This is a genomic window from Bosea sp. ANAM02 (assembly GCF_011764485.1).
Classification (GTDB): domain Bacteria; phylum Pseudomonadota; class Alphaproteobacteria; order Rhizobiales; family Beijerinckiaceae; genus Allobosea.
The window spans coordinates 3,520,020-3,538,154 of record NZ_AP022848.1 but is presented as its reverse complement, the minus strand read 5'-3'; the positions used below and the strand labels follow the sequence as shown (position 1 = coordinate 3,538,154).

Below are 18,135 nucleotides of genomic sequence, written 5' to 3'. Positions count from 1 at the left end.
GGGCGCGCATGCCGGCTTGGCCATAGCAGCGCTTCCCTCACCGGGAGCTGCGCGCTAAGCCGCTTGTGAAGCTACAGAAAGGCAAGCGGGAGTTCGGCATGGCCAAAGTCGCATTCATCGGTCTCGGCGTGATGGGGTTCCCCATGGCCGGCCATCTCAAGGCCAAGGGCCATGAGGTCACCGTCTACAACCGCAACCCGACGAAGGCTCAGGAATGGGTCTCCCGCCATGGCGGCGTCTCGGCGCCGACGCCGGCCGATGCCGCCAGAGGTCAGGAGATCGTCTTCTGCTGCGTCGGCAATGACGATGACCTGCGCTCGGTGACGATCGGAGAGAACGGCGCCTTCGCCGGCATGGAGAAGGGCGCGGTCTTCGTCGACCACACCACCGCCTCGGCCAATGTCGCGCGCGAACTCGATGAAGCGGCCAGGCAGGGCGGCTTCGGCTTCGTCGACGCGCCTGTCTCCGGCGGGCAGGCCGGCGCCGAGAACGGCGTGCTGACCGTGATGTGCGGCGGCGAGCCCGAGACCTATGCCCGCGTCGAGTCGGTGATCGCGAGCTTCGCGCGCATGTGCAAGCTGATGGGCCCGGCCGGCTCTGGCCAGCTCACCAAGATGGTCAACCAGATCTGCATCGCCGGCCTCGTCCAGGGCCTGTCGGAGGGCGTCCATTTCGCCAAGCGCGCCGGGCTCGATGTCGAGGCCATGCTGGAGGTCATCTCCAAGGGCGCCGCCGGCTCCTGGCAGATGGAGAACCGCGGCAAGACGATGAACCAGAACAAGTTCGATTTCGGCTTCGCCGTCGATTGGATGCGCAAGGATCTCGGCATCGTCCTCGACGAGGCCCGCCGCAACGGCGCGCAGCTCCCGGTTACGGCGCTGGTCGATCAGTTCTATGCCGAGGTCCAGAAGATGGGCGGCAACCGCTGGGATACGTCGAGCCTGATCGCCCGCCTCGAAGGCTGAGGGCGTTATTTCCCTCTGTCATTCCGGGACATGGCGAAGCCATGGGCCCGGAATCCAGAAGCGCTGTACCCGGTCGTGAAGCGAATGGACCGGTGCGCCCTTTTGAGATGCGGTATCGGTTCTGGGTTCCGGGCTCGAGCCTTCGGATCGCCCCGGAATGAGGGCGGTGCCAGGTGAGCGACTCGAGCAAAAGCGTTCGCCGATGGAAATCAGCCGGCGGGCTCGGGCCGCCTCCGCACGAACCAGACGGCGGCAAGCCCCGTCGCCGTCAGCAGCCAGACCAGCAGGTTCATCGATTGCGGCCAGAGCGTCACGAGCCAGCTGATCAGGACGGTGAGCGCGGCGCTGAAGCCGAGCTGGGTCGCGCCCAATAGACCGGCAGCCGAGCCCGCGAGCTCAGGCCGGGCCGAGAGCGCCTCGGCCGTCGCCCCTGGGATCGTCATGCCGTTGCCGACTGCGTTCACTGCCAGGGGCAGGAACAGCGCGAGCGGCGACCACCAGGGCGAGAACGACAGGGCGAGCGCCACTGCGGTTCCGAAAAATGAGATCGCCAGGCCGCGCCGCACCATCGTCTGCGTGCCGGCGCGCACCGCCAGCCGCGACATGGTGAAGTTGCCGAGCATGTAGCCCAGCGCGTTCAGGATGAAATAGGTGCCGTAGACGTCGGAGCCGCGCCCCATCGTCTCGACGACGATATAGGGCGTCGCCGCGATGAAGACGAAGAAGGCCGACGAGGCCGATGAACCCACCACGACGTTCAGCATGAAGTCGCGGTTGCGCACGAGCTCCGGAAAGACGCGGAAGACGCCGAGCAGCGAACTCTGCTGGCCGAGATTGGGCGCGGTCTCAGGCAGGCGCGCCAGCGTGAAGACGAGCACGGCCGCGCCGAACAGCGTCATGAACCAGAAGATCGCGCGCCAGCCGAAGGCGGTCTCGATCTGGCCGCCGAGCCAGGGCGCGAGCATCGGCGCCACCACCATCACCATGGTGACCGTGGCGATCTGGCTGGCGGCATGGTCGCGATCGGCGGTGTCGCGGATGATCGCCCGCGACAGCGCGAAGACGGCGCCACCGCCGGCGCCTTCCAGCACGCGCGCCAGCAGCAGGACATGCGTCGTGGGCGCCAGCGCGCCCAGCACCGAGCCCAGCGCGAACAAGGCAGCGCCGGCATTGACGCAGGGGCGGCGCCCGAACCGGTCCGAAAGCGGCCCGATCACGAGCTGAGTCAGCGCGACGGCGACCAGGAACAGCGTCAGCGTGAGCTGGATCGTGGCGTAGTTCGAGTCGAAATGCCGGGCGAGTGCGGGCGTCGCCGGCGCGAGCAGGTTGAGCGCGATCGGCTGCAAGGCCGAGATCGCGACGAGGATCGCGAGCGTGGGCTTGACCGCAGCCGTCATGCCGGCCGCTTCCGCGTGAGCTTCAGGTTGGAATCGGGCCGCACGCGCTGCCGGTGCATGGTGTAGAGCCCGCTGCCGACGATCAATGCGACGCCGATGAAGGCGTAGAGATCGGGCACGTCGCCCCAGACGAGATAGCCCAGCACGGTCGCGAAGACGACGATGGCGTAGCGATATTGCGAGATCACGCCGACATCGGTGCGCCGGAAGGCGCTGATGATGAAGAAGGTTCCGGCCGTGACCAGGAAGGCCGCGAGCCCGACATAGGCCGTCTCCACGCGCCAGATCGATAGCCATTTCTCCGTGACGCCGTAGGCCAGGGCGACGAGCCCGACGAGAACGGTCGTGGTCAGCGACACCACGGTCGAGGGCACATCGTCGCCGATGGTGCGAGTCGTCAGGTCCCGGCCAGCGACGAGAATGGCGCTGATCACGGCGACGATGGCGGCGGCGTTGAAGGATTCGGCGCCGGGCCGCACCACGAACAACACGCCGACGAAGCCGACGGCCAGCGCCACCACCCGCCGCCAGCCGACGCGCTCCATGCCGAGCAAAACCGCCAGCGCGACGATGAGCAGAGGCGAGGCCATGTTGATCGCGGTGAGATTGGCGAGCGGCATCAGGCCGAGCGACCAGCCGAAGGTCAGCGCGGCGAAGGCTTCGATGAAGCCGCGCTGCAACACGCGGGGACGGAACGCCAGGCGCAGCCGGTCGCCTTCGCGGGCGAGGAAGACGAGGGCGAACCCGATCACCACCGCGAAGCAGGCTCTCAGCGCGATCGCCTGCCCGGCCGGGTAAGCCTCGCGCGCGAGCTTCATGAACACATCGTTGACGACGAAGAGCGACATCGCCGCGAGCATGAAGACGATGCCGCGGCGGTTTTCGGCTGCACTGGCCAAGGGATGGTATCCAGTTCGGGAGGCTTCAGGCCGGCAGGCGTGACAGGGAGAACGGCTTCAGGTCGAACGGGGATTGTCCGACGGTCGACAGGTCGGCGAGGATTTCGCCGATCGCGCTCGCGAACTTGAAGCCATGGCCCGAGCAGGCCGAGGCGAAGACGGCCTGCGGCACGCCCGGCACCGTGTCGATGATGAAGCCTTCGTCCGGGGAGACGGTGTAGACGCAGCCCTTCACCGTCAGCGGCTCGCCGGCGGCGTCGGGGATGTAGCGCGCCAGGCATTCGCGGATGCGCGCGACCTGGTTTTCGCTCGGCGTGCGGTCGGGCTCGCGCGGGTCCATCGGCTCGCGCCCGAAATGCGGGCCGCCGAGCTTGAAGCCGGGGTGCTCGTAGAGCGGGAAGCCGTAGAAATTGCCTTCCTCGACGCTGAGGATGAAGACCGGGAAGGCGCCTTCGCGGAACAGTTCCGGCCGGCGCGTCGTGAACCAGCCGATCGCCTGCTTCACCGTGTTGACCTGCTTTTTCAGTGCCGGCACAGCGTCGGCGATCCAGCCGCCCGACGTGATGACGAGGCGCCCGGCCGAGTAGGTGCCGCGCTCTGTGCGCACGATCACGCCGCCCTGCGCCGTCGGTGTCCAGTCGAGAAGGGGCTCGTTGGTGCGGATCTCGGCGCCGCGCGACTGGGCGAGACCGACATGGGCGTAGATCGCCTTCTCCGAGGCGACGAAGCCGCCATCCGGCTGCCACAGGCCGATATGCCCTTCCGGAAGCTGGAAGGCCGGGAAACGCCGCGTCACCTCCGCGCCTTCCAGCACTTCATGCGTCAAACCATGGTCGAGGCAGGATTGCAGCGAGGATTCGACCGGCCCGCCGCCCTTCGGCGCCAGATCGAGCGAGCCCGTGACATGGAGCAGCTTCATCCCGGCCTGCTCGCCGGTCTGCGCCCAGAGCTCGTGCGCCCGCTTGACGATCGGGACGTAATGCGAGCCCTCGAAATAGGCGAGGCGGATGATCCGGGTCAGCCCGTGGGACGAGCCCATCGCATGGCCGAGATCGAAACGCTCCAGCCCGAGCACCTTGAGCCCGCGCTGCGCCAGATGCCAGCAGGCGGCGGACCCCATGGCGCCGACACCGGCGACGATGACGTCATAGCTGTGCTGGCTCATGGCTGCCTGTCCCGATGGCGCGTGAGTCCCAGCCATACAGGGGCGGGCGACGAGGGTCCAATGCGTCTCCGGCAAGGGCGCCGTGCGGCGGCGTGGAAGCTTTTGTTAACGGCGCGGGACCATAACCGGACGGAAGGCTTGACCTATGGTGAGACTGGGCTGGGATGCGAGGCAGGATACGACGCTGGCTGGGCACCGGACACGCGGTGGAAGATGTCCCCGCAGCGCCGCTGCCGGTGGCGGAGGCCGTCTCCCGGCAGGTCGCGGCCCAGCCCTTTGACGCATCCGCCCACGATGCCGTCGACGATATCGAGCGCGATATCCTGCTCGCGATGCAGCGCCTGACCCGAGAGCTGGGCGAGGTCGAGCAGCGCTCGGCTGAATCCGAGAGCGGTTCGCGCACCATCCTCGAGAATGCCGGCAGCATGCGCATGGCCGTCGGCGCGGCCAGCGAGAACGCTTCCGCGCTCGCCGCCGCGACCCATCAGGTCTCGCAGGCGGCCGAGCAGGTCGACGGGGCCATGGTCGATGTCCGCGACAAGCTCGACGCTGCGGTCTCGCGCGCCGGCCAGGCGGCGCTGATGCTGGATGGGCTTGCGGTTGCGACCGGCGAGATCCGCGGCATCGTCGATTCGATCGCCGAGATCGCGCGCCAGACCAATCTCCTCGCGCTCAACGCGGCGATCGAGGCCGCCCGCGCCGGCGAGGCCGGGCGCGGTTTCGGCGTGGTCGCGCATGAGGTCAAATCGCTTGCGGTCGAGGTCAGCGATGCTGTCGGCCATATCCGCGAACGCGTCGACCGCCTGACCCGTGCTGCCCAGGGCTCGACCGGCATCGTCGAGGACACCTTGCAGATCGTGCGCGAGGTCAATCCGATCATGGCGACGATCGGGCGCGCTTCGCAGGAACAGGCGAGTTCGACGGCCGAACTCTCGCGCAGTGCCAGGGAAGCGGCCCTGTTCGTCGAGGGCGTCGCCCGCCGCGCCGAGGAGATCGACCGCATCGCCCATGAGACGGTGACGGACAGCGAGCGCGCCCGCCGCGCCACTCAGAAGGGCAGCCGCCTCGTCGGCAACATGCTCAGGCGTTTCAAGCCCGTGCTGCGCCATTCCGCTTTTGCCGACCGGCGCCGCTTCGACCGTTTTCCGACGGCGCGCGGTGCGCATCTCGTCATCGGCAGCGTCGATGTGTCCAGCCGGCTCGTCGATCTCGGCCGTGGCGGCGCTCTACTCGCCGGCTCGCCGCAGGCGCGGCTGCCGAGCACCGGCACGGGCATGGTCACGATCGAGGGCATACCGCCGCTGCCTTGCCGCATGACCGGTGTCAGCGAGCAAGGCCTGCACCTTGCCTTCGCGGGAGATGCCGCCGCCGGCTGTGGCGAACTGGCGGGCATGATCGAGGAGATCGAGCGGTCCTGGCGCCCGCTGATCGAGCGCGCCCAGGATTTCGCCCGCGAGATCGCGGCGGCGATGGAAGGCGCCATCGATCGCGGCCTGCTGTCCGAGGACGATCTGTTCGATCTCCGCTACGCGCCTGTTCCCGAGAGCGAGCCGCGGCAATATCTCAGCCCCAGCCTCCCGGTGCTCGAAACCGTCTTGCCGCCGCTGCTCGCCGGAGCGCTCGGCTCCGACGAGCGTCTGGTCTTCGCGCTGCCGAGCGATCGCAACGGCTACCTGCCGGTCCATCACGCTGCCTGGTCGCAGCCTCCGCGTCCGGGCGATCCGGCCTGGAACGTCGCCCATGCCCGCAACCGGCGGATCGTCGACAGCCGCGCCGGCCTGAGCGCCGGACGCTCGATCCGGCCCTTTCTCGTCCAGCTCAGCCGGCACGAGAGCGAGGATGGCCGCAGCGAGTTGCTGAGCGAGGTCAACGCCCCGCTGCGCGTCCGCGGGCGTCATTGGGGTGGGGTGCGGATGGGCTATCGGCTCTGACGGGCTGATCCGGAACCGCCTGTCATCCCGCACGCGCTGCGGCACGAAGTGCTGCTGCGCAGATGCGGGACCGTCCTCCGGAAAGGGCGCTTTCTCGTTGCGCGGTCCCGTGTCTGCGGCGCACCGCTGCGCGCTGCACCACGCACGGGATGACAGCGTCCTTTACTGCCGTCTCTCTACAACCGATCCCAGTTCACGCTGATGGCAAGCTTCTGGAACGCCTGCTTCCACAGCGTTGCCGCCTGTTCGAGCCTGGCCGCGTCATAGACGCCCTGGACCTGATGCACGTTCAGTTCCCAACCTGACGCGCCTGAATCCTGCCAGACCTTGCCGAGCAGGCGCCGCAGGCGCTCGGGATCGCGCGCACCCGCCGCATTGCCGAACATCGTGAACTGGGTCGAGTTCTGCAGCATATCGGAGACGAGCAGGATCTTGCGGTCACCGGTCGGGACGCGGTTCTCGCGGCGCGAGGCGACATCACCGATCGCCTCGACGATCGGCGACTGGTTGCCCTTGCCGGGCTGGGTCAGAACGGTCAGCGCCTCGTCGAGCGGCCGGCCGAATTTCTCGACCCATTTGACGTATTCGCGCCGCGGGTTGCCGATCAGTTCGCTCGCGGTCTTGCCGGGATTGCAGAGCGAGACCAGCGACGGGAAGCCGGGCTCGAACACGTCGTTGAACACGTAGATCGACAGCATCCGATCGGTCGGCAACGCGTCGCCGACCTGCTTCACGAGGGCCTTCAGCCGCTTCGCCTGCACCTCGCTCCACGGATCGCTCTTGTCGACGAGGATCAGCGTATGCCCGGCAGGCCCTGTTTTGGGGCACAGGGTCTCCTGGTCGCGCGGTGGGCCGCGCAGCAGGGAGGGCGCCGCGAAGAAGCCGACAAGGCCAAGCCCGGCGAGCACGGAGGCGACGATCGCCCAATTCTCGGTCTTCATGCCAGTGAACCTAGCCTGCCTTGCGTGGGCGAGGAACCGTGCCCGTCATTGCGGGGCGGCCCGCAGGGCCGAGCCGGGAACCCAGAACCGATGGACGTTGGCGAAAAGCGCAGCCGCATCGGGCTGCTTCTCGACAGAGCACATCGGTTCTGGATTCCGGGCCCATTGCTGCGCAATGCCCCGGAATGACGCTGCGGTTTCATCGCAGGCGAGCCTATCGCTTCATTGCGGCGAAATCCTCCGCCGCCTGCTTCTGGGCCGCTTCGTCCTGCTCGAAGGCCTCGCGCCCGGCCTGCGCCGCCCTGAGCTTCACCTGCTCGATCTCGCCGGCGAGGTCGATGCCGCGCAGCAGCACCAGCCGGTCCTTGAGCTTGGCCTCGATCAGCGCCGGCATGCTGGTCAATTGCTGCTCGAAATCGTCGATCTGGCGCCGCGCCGCGACATATTCCGGCAGTTCCGCCGGCTGGTCGATCTCGGCGAGGTTGAGCGATTGCGTGAAATAGGCCGGGGCGAGGTCGGTTCGCACCCGGAGATTGGCTTCGCGATACTGCATCATCGCGGCGTCCTTGGCGGCGCGCAATTGCCCCAGCCGTGAGAGATAGAGGTCGCGCGCCTTCTCGGCCGCGGCCTTCACCCCTTGCAGCTTGCCGAGCTCGTCGCGGCAATCCTCGCGAAAACCGTCGACCTGGGTGCGGATCGCCTCCAGCTCCGGCAGCAGTTCGGCATCGAGCCGGCGCCTTTCCTCCTCGACCGCGCTCCAGCGCTGGCGCCAGCGCTTATAGGCGGTGGCATGGCCGGGATAGGTGCCGAAGGCGGTATAGCCCTTGCTCGCCGAGACGAAGGCGACGAGGCAGCCGATGATGACCAGCGCGACCGACTTGATGTCGTAGATCGCGAACGGATTCTCCATCATGCGCGGCATGACCTGGAAGGAGCGCGCATCCGGGTTGGCGATCAGCATCTCGCGGTAATGCCCGACCGCGAGATTGAACAGCACGATCAGCCCGATCATCCCGGCATAGGCCGGCAAGGCCCAGAACAGGTGCGAGCTCTTCACATGCTGGCAATAGCGCGCCGGTCCGACACCCATGAAGAAGCCGAGCGCGACGTTGAGCGCCGAGATGATGACGGCGGTCGCGGCACCGCCGACCAGGCCGAAATCGCTGGCCTCGGCGAAGAAATTGCCGTTGAGCAGGCTCTCGATCACCAGCGGCACGACCAGGAAGAACAGGATGAACTGCCACTTGTCGAGCTTGGGATCGGCCCGACGCTTGTTCTCGTAGTTGAAGAAGGCGTATTCGCGCTTGGCCCGGAGCGCATCGTAGACGCGCTGCTCCAATTCGCCGCCATGCTTGCTCAGCATCGCGCGCATCGTCGCCTCGACGCCGCGCACGCGGCCCTCGAAGCGCTGCTGCGTGAACAATTCCCGCCGGCTGACGATCTCGGCCTGGATCGCGTTGAGGCTCGCCGACGCCTCCTGCCGCAGCGTGGCGAAATGCTCGCGCGCCCGGGCGATCAGGGTCTGCTCGGTCTGCGACAGCATCGTCGCATGGGCCGGCGGCTGGTTTTCGACGGCGTCGCTGGCGCCGTGATGCCCGGCCTTCACCGACTCGGCCAGATGATGGGCCGTCGGAGCGGGCGTCATGCGCACGACCCGCGAGGTTGCGCCGTCGTCATTCGCCATGGGCGGCTCGCATCAGGAAATGACGGGCCTCGACGATATCGGCCCAGAAGTCGCGGAAGCCGGGATAGGCCGGGCGCAGATAGGCACGCTTGAACCACAGCGTCAGCAGGACAAGCCCGCAAAGGCCGAGTGTCGGCAGCAGCGCGTCGGCCAGAGCCGCTGCTCCCCCGGCCGACAGGTGCAGGACCATCAGCGCCAGCCCGAGCATGCTGGCGATCGCCAGCAAAGCCAGGATGCAGTGACGGCCGGTATCGTAGGCGAGTTGCAGGGCCGCGGTCATGATGGTGATGGCGAAGGCCGCGCAGAGTTCGAGCACCGCAAGGCCCGCGACCACGGCAGCGATGCCGGCCATGATTCCGGTGGGAGAGGCCGGCGAGAGCACCAGGAAGACGCCGCGCGCCGAAGACCAGGCCAGGAACAGGCAGAACAGCAGCGTCGCACAAAGCAGCATGGCGATCAGGGGCAGGGCGGCGCGCAGCTTCGCGGCCATAATGGCGAGCCGCGCCGCATGGGTCTGCCTGATGGCATCATCGATCGCGCTCGCGGCCGCCTTGATCCGGCGGGCCATCGCCTTGAACTGTGACCGCATGCAACTCCACCCGTCGGCCCGGACGGTGACCGCATTCGGCCGAAGGGTCAAGCGAGCGGGATGCGTGCCGGCCGGCTCAGCCGCCGGTCACGCTCATGTGCCGGCCGACGGCGGGGCCGTTATGGCGGCGGTCGATGATGAAATCGTGCCCCTTCGGCTTGCGGGCGATCGCCTCGTCCATGGCGCGGAAGAGCAGGGCATCGTCCTGCGAGGCCCGGACCGGCGCGCGCAGGTCGGCGGCGTCCTCCTGGCCGAGGCACATATAGAGCGTCCCGGTGCAGGTCAGGCGCACGCGGTTGCAGCTCTCGCAGAAATTATGGGTCAGCGGCGTGATGAAGCCGACAAGCCCGCCGGTTTCCTTGACGCGGACGTAGCGGGCCGGCCCGCCGGTGCGGTAGGGGTCGTCGACCAGCGTGTACTTGTCCATCAGGCGCCCGCGCACCACCGAGAGCGGCAGGTACTGGTCGACGCGGCCGACCTCGATCTCGCCCATCGGCATGACCTCGATCAGGGTCAGGTCCATGCCGAGCCCGTGCGACCAGAGCATCAGGTGCTCGATCTCGTCGTCGTTGACGCCCTTCAGCGCCACCGCGTTGATCTTGACCCGCATCCCGGCCTTGCGCGCCGCCTCCAAGCCGGCGAGCACGACCTTCAGGTCGCCCCGGCGAGTGATCTCGCGGAACTTGTCGGGGTCGAGCGTGTCGATCGAGACATTGATGCGGCGCACGCCATAGCCGGCGAGCTCGTCGGCATAGCGATGCAAAAGCGAGCCGTTGGTCGTCAGCGTCAATTCGTCGAGCGCGCCGGAGGTGAGATGGCGCGAAAGCGAACGGAACAGGCTCATGATGTCGCGGCGCACCAGCGGCTCGCCGCCGGTCAGGCGCAATTTGCGCGTGCCGCGCGCGACGAAGGCGCTGGCGATCCGATCGAGCTCCTCCAGCGTCAGCAATTCCTTGCGCGGCAGGAATTGCATGTCCTCGGACATGCAATAGACGCAGCGGAAATCGCAGCGATCCGTCACCGAGATGCGCAGATAGGAAATCTTGCGGCCGAACGGATCGACCAGAGGCGGCCGCGTCAGCGGCTTCATGTCGTCGAGCAGCACGTCTGCCTCACGTTCCCGCATTGTGGAGCGACCGCTCCGCGCAGGATGCGGGCGCGCCTTCACATTGCTATAGCATGACATTGGCACTGCTTTGGCGAAGGTCAAGCGCTGGCATCGGGCCGAAAAGTGGAACCCGCTTTTCGGATCAATCCGATGCGATAACAAATCCGCGGATCATCGCGCGTCCGGTCGGGCGCGCCATGATCCGTCCGGCTGCCGCCTGCGAAGGACGAATACCGCCCATGTCATCCTGGCCGACCGAACTGCGCCTCTCCAGGGACCGCCGGACCCTGCATGTCACCTTCGATGACGGCGCGAGCTTCGCGCTGTCGGCCGAGTTGCTACGCGTCGAAAGCCCCTCGGCCGAGGTCCAGGGCCATCATCCCAGCCAGAAGACGATCGTGCCGGGCAAGGCCGAGGTCGAAATCCTTAGGGTCGAGCCGGTCGGGCACTACGCCGTCAGGCTCGGCTTCGACGACATGCACGAGACCGGCATCTACGCTTGGGACTACCTGCGCGAGCTCGGCGAGCAGGGCGAGGAGAAGATGAGCGCCTATGTCGCGGCGCTGGCCGAGAGGGGCCTGTCGCGCGAGCGGAGGCGCTGAGGATCAAACGAAAAAGGCCGGCGTCGCCGCCGGCCTCTTCATCGAAATGGTCTTGCAGGCTCAGCGGGCGACCACGACGCGGGTGCCGACCTTGGCGCGCTCGTAGAGGTCGATCACGTCCTCGTTGAGCATGCGGATGCAGCCCGAGGAGACAGCCTGGCCGATCGTCTCAGGCTCGTTCGAGCCGTGGATGCGGTAGAGGGTCGAGCCGAGATAGAGCGCGCGGGCGCCCATCGGATTGTCCGGGCCGCCCGGCATGAAGCGCGGCAGGTCGGGGCGGCGCTTCAGCATCTGGGCCGGCGGGGTCCAGGTCGGCCATTCCTGCTTGCGTGAGATGGTCTGGGTGCCCGCCCAGTCGAAGCCGGGGCGGCCGACGCCGACGCCGTAGCGCATCGCCTTGCCGTCGGGCATCACGAAATAGAGGCGACGCTCGGTTGAGTCGATCACGATCGTGCCGGGCCGCTGCTTCGTCGGATAGTCGACGATCTCGCGTGGGATGGCGGTGGCCTGGGCCTTGGCCGGGTCCACGTACTGGACGAGCGGCTGGCGGGTCAGCGGGTCGATTTCGGCGTGGGCGGCGGTGCCCAGAGCGAGCAGGCCGAGGCCGGCGAGCAAGGCCGGACGAAGGAAACGGATCATCTTGAGGACCTCGGGAGATCGGTGGCGCTGGGCACGAAGAAGACACAGAAAAGTCAACGTCTCCTCAATCTCCTGTCAGAGCGAAAAGTTCCTCGCAATCGCCCGCCCATCACAACGGCGGGAGCAGTCGAGCTTTGCCGCCTCGCGTTGCGCGCATGCAACAGCGAGGGGTCGCCGTCAGCTCCGCAGCACGACGCAGGCGCCGCGATCGGCCTGGATGCGCCGGCAGAGCGCGATGGCCTCGGCGCGTGTCGCGGCCGGCAGGCGCACCCGGTAGAAGGCGCGCGTGCCGCGGCTGCGCAGGCGCGTCCCGATCACCATCGGCGGCAGCGACCCGATGATCGCGCGATGGCGGGCGCCGGCCCGCTGGAACGTGGTGAGCGCCCGCGCCTTGGAGAAATTACCGGCAAGCTGCACGCCCCAGGGCGCGAAAGGCGCTTCGGCGATCGCGGGCAGGGCAGGGCGCGACTGCCGGATCGCGACCAGCGTCGGTGCGCAGCTCGCCTGTGCATCCTTATCGGGTGTCGCCGGCGGCATCGGCGGCGAGCGTCCGTCGCCGTTGGCGCGGTCGGTCGCCTCCTCCGCCCAATCCTCGGCGGTCCGGCCGGTGATGGCGAAGACGTAGTTCTCGGTTTCGCTCGGCAGGAAGCGCGTCTGCCCGGCCTTGCGCGCGGCAAGCCAGCCTGCGACGCGGTTGGGCCCGCCATTATAGGCCGCAGCGGCGAGCCCCCAGTTGCCGAAGCGGTCATGCAGTTCCGCCAGGAAATGCGCTGCCTTGGGCACGGCCTGTTCGGGGTCGAAGGGATCGATGAGTCCACGTTCGCGCGCCGTGCCGGGCATGAACTGGGCGACTCCTTGCGCCCCGGCCGGGCTGGTGACGTTCGCGCGGAAGCTCGATTCCTGGAAGATCAATCGGGTCAGGAACGCGGCGGGCATGGATTGCTCCCGCGCCGTGTCGTCGATCAGGCGGCATAGAGCGTCCTGGATGCCGGACGACGCCTGGTCAGTCTGCGCCGGCGCGCGGCTCGACAATGCGACTATCGTCAGGAGGACAAGCACGCGAAGAAGGCGCAGACGCCAGCGCTCATGCAGATGGATGACGCTGCGAGGGCCGAATACGCGCAATCTCGCAGGTCGAGCGGATGGGCATTGTGGACGGCCGGGTCCGCTCTGACCCGGGAGCGCGCCATGGCGGCTGGCATTGCAGTGCATCTGTTCAATATTTCGGATGCTTCGCACCGTTACGACTACAATCTGCGAACGCCCTCGCCTGATGGACTGCCGACCAAGTTGATCGGTGCCGTCAATGGCAACACGGCGGACCAGATCATCGCCGCGGTCGTAAAGGTTGCGGAGGGGCAGAAGATCAAGGCGATGCGTATCCTCGCGCACGGCAATGCCGGGCAGCTCGCTTTTCCCCAGATGGATGACGAATATACGATCTCCAGCAAGTTCAAGGCTTTGCGAAGCTATTTCGGGCCGATGGCCCGGATCGAGATTCATGGCTGCGGAGTCGCCAGCGAGACCGATATCATGCGGCCGGGCGTGGATTACCGACAGGCCAGGCGCACCAGTGACTTCAAGCCGGGGACGTTTACAGGCAAGAACGGGGGAGCAGGCCTGTCTTACCTGCGACGGTTCGCCTCGATTTTGAACGCGCGTGTCACCGGTGCGGTCGATGTCCAGCATTTCGACGAGCAATGGAGTTATGAAGGCCGCACCGTTACAGTCGAGCCGAATGGCAAGTTCGTGCTCGAGTCGGAGGCAATGCGGGATTGGGATATCGCAGCGACCGAGCGTTCGGCCGCTGCGTTCTGGGATCGTATTCAGTCGGACTTCATCCGCTACAAGGCCTATGTGCAGGCCAGGGCGAATATGCGCGATCTGGTGAAGCGCTTTCCGCATACCCAGACGGCGCTCATCGTCGAGCCTCTGATCGCGCCGGGGCGCCTCGAAAACCAGATCGTGACCACGTTCGAGTAGCTTCGCCTCGGCGGCGCGACCACGCCGTCCGTTGTCCTTGCCGTCGCTTTCATGGCAAGAGGGCGCGCCCTGGGCTCTTTGCGCAGGTCGATCGCGGGTCGCCCGCGCGGCGCCTTGGAAGGTCGAGATGGCGAAGGCCTGGATTGAGTGGTCGCGGTGGTTCCTGGTGGCGGCATTGGCCGTCGCCGGTCTGCTCTTCGCCTTCGTCGCGGTGCTCGATCCCTTCGGCATGCGCGTCCATGCCGGCCAGGCGCCGCGGCCGATCATGGATATCAACCAGCGCTTCATGTATCCGCAGCTCGTCCGATCCGGGCGCTTTAACGCGGCGGTGATCGGCACCTCGACGATGCGCCTGCTCGATCCGCAAGTGCTGTCGCATGGCCTCGACGCACGCTTCGTCAATCTCGCGATGAACGCGGCGACTCCCTGGGAGCAGACGCAGATGGCGCAGCTCTTCCGCGAGCATGTCCGCGCGCCTCGCCGCCTGATCTGGGGCCTCGACACGACCTGGTGCGAGGCCGATGCGACCGATGAGGGCAAGCGCCTCACGCCGCGCCCTGTCCCCGCCTGGCTCTCCCGCGAGGTGGGCTGGGGCGACTGGCCGAAGCTCCTCAACCTGACCAATCTGGAGATCGCCGGCCGGCTCATGGCCTATCGGCTCGGCTGGTCGCGCGAGCGCATCCGCGGCGACGGCTACGAGGTCTTCACGCCGCCGGAGGCGAGCTACGATCTCGCAAGGGCGCGCTGGCACATCTATTCAAGCAATGGCGGTGTGGTCGCCGAACTCGCGCCCCTGTCGCCGCCGGCCACCGTGACGCCGGCCGAGAGCGCCGCCTGGCGCTATCCGGCCCTGTCATGGCTGGAGGATAGCATCGCCGCCTTCCCGAAGACGACGCAGGTCATGCTTGTCATGCCGCCCGCCCATCTCGCCGCCTATCCGCGTGAGGGTACGGCCGGCTGGCAGCGCTACGCCCGCTGCAAGGCGGAGGTCGCCGCTCTGGCCCGCCGCCAAGGCGCGGTCGTCGTCGATTACGCGCATGCCTCGCCGATCACGTCGCAGGACGCCAATTACTGGGATCCGCTGCATTTCCGGCTCGCGATCGCCGCCCGCTTCGGCGAGGAGCTCGCCCGGATCGGCAAGGGCGCCGCGCCGTTCCCCGACGGAGCGGCGACGGTGTCGCGCTGAGGCGCAGACACGGGACCGCCATCGGGAAAGTGCGCCTTCCCGTCGCAGGGTCCCGTGTCTGTGCAGCGGCTACTCACGCGCCGCAGCGCGCACGGGATGACGCCGGAAACACGCGTCCGCGCGGCGTTTGCCGCCGTGCTGCGTCACTGACCAGATGATGTCGGGAAAATGGTGGGCGATGCAGGGTTCGAACCTGCGACCCCTCCCGTGTGAAGGGAGTGCTCTACCACTGAGCTAATCGCCCGGACCGGGCTTCTCCTAGTCGGCGCGCCTCATGCCGTCAAGGATGTCCGGGGAGGAGATTTGAGCAGGCGGCTGACGGCGCCGTGCAGCTCGTCGAAATGCTGGATCACCAGATCCGGCTCCAGTGTCTCGATCGGCACGTCGGTATAGCCGAAGGGGACGCAGATCGTCGGGATGCCGGCGGCGCGGGCCGTGGCGATGTCGGTGCGGGAATCGCCGATCATCACGGCCCGCGCCGGATCGGCCTTCGCCGCGGCGATCGTCAGGGTGAGATGGCGCGGGTCGGGCTTGAAGTAGGGGAAGCTGTCGCGCCCCGCGACGGCCGCGAAACGGCCGGCGATGCCGAAATGGGCCAGCATCAGCTTCGTGTGCAGGATCGGCTTGTTGGTGCAGACGGCGAGCGCGAAGCCTTCGCCCGCCAGCGCATCGAGCGCACCGAGGACGCCGTCGAAGAGATGGCTGCTGCCCGCCGTATCCTGCGCATAGATCTCCATGAATTCCAGGAAGAGCCGCTCCAGCGTCTCTGGATCGAGCGGGCGGCCGGAGACCTTGAAGCCGCGCTCGATCAGGACGCGCACGCCGGCACCGACGAGCTCGCGCGCCCGCTCCAGCGGCAGCGCTGACAGGCCTTCGCGCACCAGGATCAGGTTGAGCACCCGCATGATGTCCGGCGCTGTCTCGGCCAGGGTTCCGTCGAGATCGAAGACGACGATCGGGGGCAGACTCATGGTCGGAACCTTCGATATGATTCGGTCGGGCAGGATTCGGTTAAAGGTCGTTGCGGCCGGGCTGGCAAGTCCCGTGCGTCGGCCTCCCCAAAATTGCCGCGCGGGATGGTATCCTGCGCACGATTCGTCGCACGGCCGGCGGCAGGGAAGATCATCATGTCGAATTTCATCGGAAGACGGGCGGGAATCGCAGGGCTTGTGTTCGGCGCAATGCTGTCGATGGCAGGCGCGACGCCGGCCTCGGCCGGTCCCTTCGAATTCGCGCCGGCGCCGCAGACCGATCTCAACCGCGTCTATCGGATCGACAAGGCGACCGGCGAGGTCGGAGCCTGCCAGTTCCAGCTCAAGGAGGGCGGCGTCGGCTTGACCGTCTGCTTCCCGTCCGGTGAGGGCGCGGGCCCCCAGGCGCCGAGCGATTACGGCCTGATGCCGTCGCGCCACGAGAAGGAAGGTGGCATCTTCCGCGTCAACATCCGCACCGGCGAGATGAGCATCTGCTACGTCTTCGACGACAAGACGGTGTGCACGCCCCAGACGAAATGACGTTCGGCGCCTTCGGAGCGCTGGACTCGCCGGCCTCGAGGGGGCAGGAGAGCGCCGTCGTCCGGCCCGGGCGGCAGGCGTTTTACACAAGCTGAGCCGGACGAACCTCATGAATGCCGACGACCTGAAGAAGCAGGCTGCCGCCCGCGCGCTCGAACTCGTCCGGCCGGGCATGCGGCTCGGCCTCGGCACCGGCTCGACCGCGAAGCATTTCGTCGACCTGCTCGGTGCCAGGGTCGCCCAGGGCTTCGACGTGCTCTGTGTCTCGACCTCGGAGGCGACGCAGGCCCAGGCCGTCTCGCTGGGCATTCCGATGTCGACGCTCGACGAAACTCCGGAGCTCGACCTGACGGTCGACGGTGCCGACGAGGTCGATCTGCAACTGCGCCTGATCAAGGGCGGCGGCGCGGCGTTGCTGCGCGAGAAGATCGTCGCGGCCGCTTCCGCCCGCATGATCGTGATCGCCGATGACGGCAAGCTGGTGCAGACGCTCGGCCGCTTCCCGCTGCCGATCGAGGTCGTGCCCTTCGGGCTCGAGGCGACGCGCCGGGCCGTGGCCGCGGCCATCGCCGCCTCCGGCGCGGAAGGTGAACTGACGCTGCGCCGGAAGCCGGACGGCACGACGCTGGTCACCGATGGCGGGCATTACATTCTCGACGCGCATCTCGGCGCGGTCGAGCGCCCGGAACTGCTGGCGCAGGCCCTGAACATCGTGCCCGGGGTCGTCGAGCATGGGCTGTTCATCGGGCTGGCCACAGGCGCCATCCTGGCCGGCGCCGATGGCCTCAAGCTCCTCGGCAGGATCGAGTGATTCCATTCCGCCGCGATCCACGCTAAGGAACGCGCCACAATGACCGATCCGCCATGGCTCCTGGCCAGCGGTTCGCTGACAAAGGGGTTTCAACGCATGATCCGTCGTTCTCTCGCCCGGGCCGCCCTTGGTCTGGCGCTCGTCTGCGCAGCTCCTGCCTTCGCCCAGGCGCCGGCTCTGACGCCGAGCCATCTCCAGTTGGCGCGCGAGGTCGCGGACCTGACCGGCATCACGCTGACATTCACGGGCATCTTCAACGAATTCGAGAAGAACGTTCAGGAACTCCTCGCCACCCGTCCGGAGATGAAGAAGGACGCCGATACCGTCATCGCCGCGCTGAAGCCGGAAGCCGACAAGCGCATCGAGGAGATGACCAAGACGGCGGCCGAGGTTTTCGCCCGGAGGATGAACGAGGCGGATCTCAAGGAGGTCGCAGGCTTCTTCAAGTCCCCGGTGGGGCAGCGCTACAATGCTCTGCGGCGCGAGGCGATGGACGATCTGTTCAGCGTCCTCCAGCCCTGGACCCTGCAGACGAGCCAGTATCTGTTCGACCGTTTCTCGCAGGAGATGCGCAAGCGCGGCCACTCGCTGTGATGCGGCGCGCATAGCAGCGCTTCGGGGTGTTCTGGAGAGGCCGGCGAGCGATCGCCGGCCTTTTCGTTCCGGAATGACCTGCCATCCCGTTAGAGCATCGGCCCGAAACATGGAACGCGGCTTTCGG

Annotated in this window: 18 protein-coding genes and 1 tRNA gene; 8 read left to right on the top strand and 11 right to left on the bottom strand. The window is 67.4% G+C overall.

The genetic code is table 11. The annotated features are described in order from the left end of the window. Nucleotides 1–98 precede the first annotated feature (98 nt). A complete protein-coding gene (locus OCUBac02_RS16980; protein ID WP_173047273.1) occupies nucleotides 99–965 on the top strand; it encodes an NAD(P)-dependent oxidoreductase in 867 nt (288 codons plus the stop codon). Nucleotides 966–1,174: 209 nt separating this feature from the next. Here OCUBac02_RS16980 and OCUBac02_RS16975 read toward each other — a convergent pair whose 3' ends face one another. The 3 genes from OCUBac02_RS16975 to solA are packed head-to-tail and all read right to left on the bottom strand — an operon-like array spanning nucleotide 1,175 to nucleotide 4,426. After that, the gene (locus tag OCUBac02_RS16975; protein WP_173047271.1) at nucleotides 1,175–2,362 is read right to left on the bottom strand and encodes a multidrug effflux MFS transporter; all 1,188 of its coding nucleotides are present in this window, start codon (nucleotides 2,360–2,362) and stop codon (nucleotides 1,175–1,177) included. After that, the gene (locus OCUBac02_RS16970; RefSeq protein ID WP_173047269.1) at nucleotides 2,359–3,261 is read right to left on the bottom strand and encodes a DMT family transporter; all 903 of its coding nucleotides are present in this window, start codon (nucleotides 3,259–3,261) and stop codon (nucleotides 2,359–2,361) included. Before OCUBac02_RS16970 ends, OCUBac02_RS16975 begins: the two co-directional genes overlap by 4 nt. 25 nt (nucleotides 3,262–3,286) lie before the next feature. Then, nucleotides 3,287–4,426: an N-methyl-L-tryptophan oxidase gene (solA, locus tag OCUBac02_RS16965; protein WP_173047266.1), complete on the bottom strand. Its 1,140-nt coding sequence runs from the start codon at nucleotides 4,424–4,426 to the stop codon at nucleotides 3,287–3,289. A 206-nt stretch (nucleotides 4,427–4,632) separates the two neighbouring features. On the opposite strand from solA, the gene OCUBac02_RS16960 reads away from it, so the two are divergent. Further along, nucleotides 4,633–6,357, top strand: coding sequence for a methyl-accepting chemotaxis protein (locus OCUBac02_RS16960; RefSeq protein ID WP_173047264.1), 1,725 nt, complete (start codon nucleotides 4,633–4,635; stop codon nucleotides 6,355–6,357). A 176-nt stretch (nucleotides 6,358–6,533) separates the two neighbouring features. Here OCUBac02_RS16960 and OCUBac02_RS16955 read toward each other — a convergent pair whose 3' ends face one another. From OCUBac02_RS16955 to moaA, 4 genes are all read right to left on the bottom strand, one after another. Beyond that, nucleotides 6,534–7,298 carry a hypothetical protein gene (locus tag OCUBac02_RS16955; protein WP_173047261.1) on the bottom strand — a complete coding sequence of 255 codons (765 nt, stop codon included), beginning with the start codon at nucleotides 7,296–7,298 and terminating at the stop codon, nucleotides 6,534–6,536. A gap of 214 nt (nucleotides 7,299–7,512) precedes the next feature. Continuing rightward, complete coding sequence (locus tag OCUBac02_RS16950) at nucleotides 7,513–8,982, bottom strand: hypothetical protein (RefSeq protein ID WP_173047259.1); 1,470 nt, start codon at nucleotides 8,980–8,982, stop codon at nucleotides 7,513–7,515. Beyond that, complete coding sequence (locus OCUBac02_RS16945) at nucleotides 8,972–9,571, bottom strand: hypothetical protein (protein ID WP_173047257.1); 600 nt, start codon at nucleotides 9,569–9,571, stop codon at nucleotides 8,972–8,974. The genes OCUBac02_RS16950 and OCUBac02_RS16945 overlap by 11 nt, the downstream gene beginning before the upstream one ends. Before the next feature lie 76 nt (nucleotides 9,572–9,647). Further along, entirely contained in the window at nucleotides 9,648–10,661 is a 1,014-nt protein-coding gene (gene moaA, locus OCUBac02_RS16940; RefSeq protein WP_173049640.1) for a GTP 3',8-cyclase MoaA, read from the bottom strand. 257 nt (nucleotides 10,662–10,918) lie between these two features. On the opposite strand from moaA, the gene OCUBac02_RS16935 reads away from it, so the two are divergent. Then, nucleotides 10,919–11,281 carry a gamma-butyrobetaine hydroxylase family protein gene (locus OCUBac02_RS16935; RefSeq protein ID WP_173047255.1) on the top strand — a complete coding sequence of 121 codons (363 nt, stop codon included), beginning with the start codon at nucleotides 10,919–10,921 and terminating at the stop codon, nucleotides 11,279–11,281. 60 nt (nucleotides 11,282–11,341) lie between these two features. Here the strand turns inward: OCUBac02_RS16935 and OCUBac02_RS16930 are convergent, their stop codons facing one another. Continuing rightward, nucleotides 11,342–11,920 carry a L,D-transpeptidase gene (locus OCUBac02_RS16930; protein WP_047580522.1) on the bottom strand — a complete coding sequence of 193 codons (579 nt, stop codon included), beginning with the start codon at nucleotides 11,918–11,920 and terminating at the stop codon, nucleotides 11,342–11,344. A gap of 177 nt (nucleotides 11,921–12,097) precedes the next feature. Continuing rightward, a complete protein-coding gene (locus OCUBac02_RS16925) occupies nucleotides 12,098–13,012 on the bottom strand; it encodes a lytic transglycosylase domain-containing protein (protein WP_280528864.1) in 915 nt (304 codons plus the stop codon). 96 nt (nucleotides 13,013–13,108) lie between these two features. Here OCUBac02_RS16925 and OCUBac02_RS16920 point away from each other — a divergent pair, with 96 nt between their 5' ends. Continuing rightward, on the top strand, nucleotides 13,109–13,903 hold the full coding sequence (locus tag OCUBac02_RS16920) for a hypothetical protein (RefSeq protein ID WP_173047250.1): 795 nt from the start codon (nucleotides 13,109–13,111) through the stop codon (nucleotides 13,901–13,903). 127 nt (nucleotides 13,904–14,030) lie between these two features. Continuing rightward, complete coding sequence (locus OCUBac02_RS16915; RefSeq protein ID WP_173047248.1) at nucleotides 14,031–15,089, top strand: hypothetical protein; 1,059 nt, start codon at nucleotides 14,031–14,033, stop codon at nucleotides 15,087–15,089. Nucleotides 15,090–15,258: 169 nt separating this feature from the next. Here the strand turns inward: OCUBac02_RS16915 and OCUBac02_RS16910 are convergent. Both OCUBac02_RS16910 and OCUBac02_RS16905 read right to left on the bottom strand, forming a co-directional pair. Then, a tRNA-Val gene (locus OCUBac02_RS16910) sits at nucleotides 15,259–15,333 on the bottom strand. A gap of 28 nt (nucleotides 15,334–15,361) precedes the next feature. Next, complete coding sequence (locus OCUBac02_RS16905) at nucleotides 15,362–16,060, bottom strand: HAD family hydrolase (protein WP_173047246.1); 699 nt, start codon at nucleotides 16,058–16,060, stop codon at nucleotides 15,362–15,364. A gap of 210 nt (nucleotides 16,061–16,270) precedes the next feature. Between OCUBac02_RS16905 and OCUBac02_RS16900 the strand changes: the two genes are divergently transcribed. The 3 genes from OCUBac02_RS16900 (at nucleotide 16,271) to OCUBac02_RS16890 (ending at nucleotide 18,008) form a co-directional block, all read left to right on the top strand. After that, nucleotides 16,271–16,603 (top strand): hypothetical protein, encoded by a 333-nt coding sequence (locus tag OCUBac02_RS16900; RefSeq protein WP_173049638.1) that lies wholly within the window; start codon nucleotides 16,271–16,273, stop codon nucleotides 16,601–16,603. A 109-nt stretch (nucleotides 16,604–16,712) separates the two neighbouring features. After that, entirely contained in the window at nucleotides 16,713–17,414 is a 702-nt protein-coding gene (rpiA, locus tag OCUBac02_RS16895; RefSeq protein WP_173047244.1) for a ribose-5-phosphate isomerase RpiA, read from the top strand. Between the two features lie 96 nt (nucleotides 17,415–17,510). After that, a complete protein-coding gene (locus OCUBac02_RS16890; RefSeq protein ID WP_173047242.1) occupies nucleotides 17,511–18,008 on the top strand; it encodes a DUF2059 domain-containing protein in 498 nt (165 codons plus the stop codon). Nucleotides 18,009–18,135: the final 127 nt, after the last annotated feature.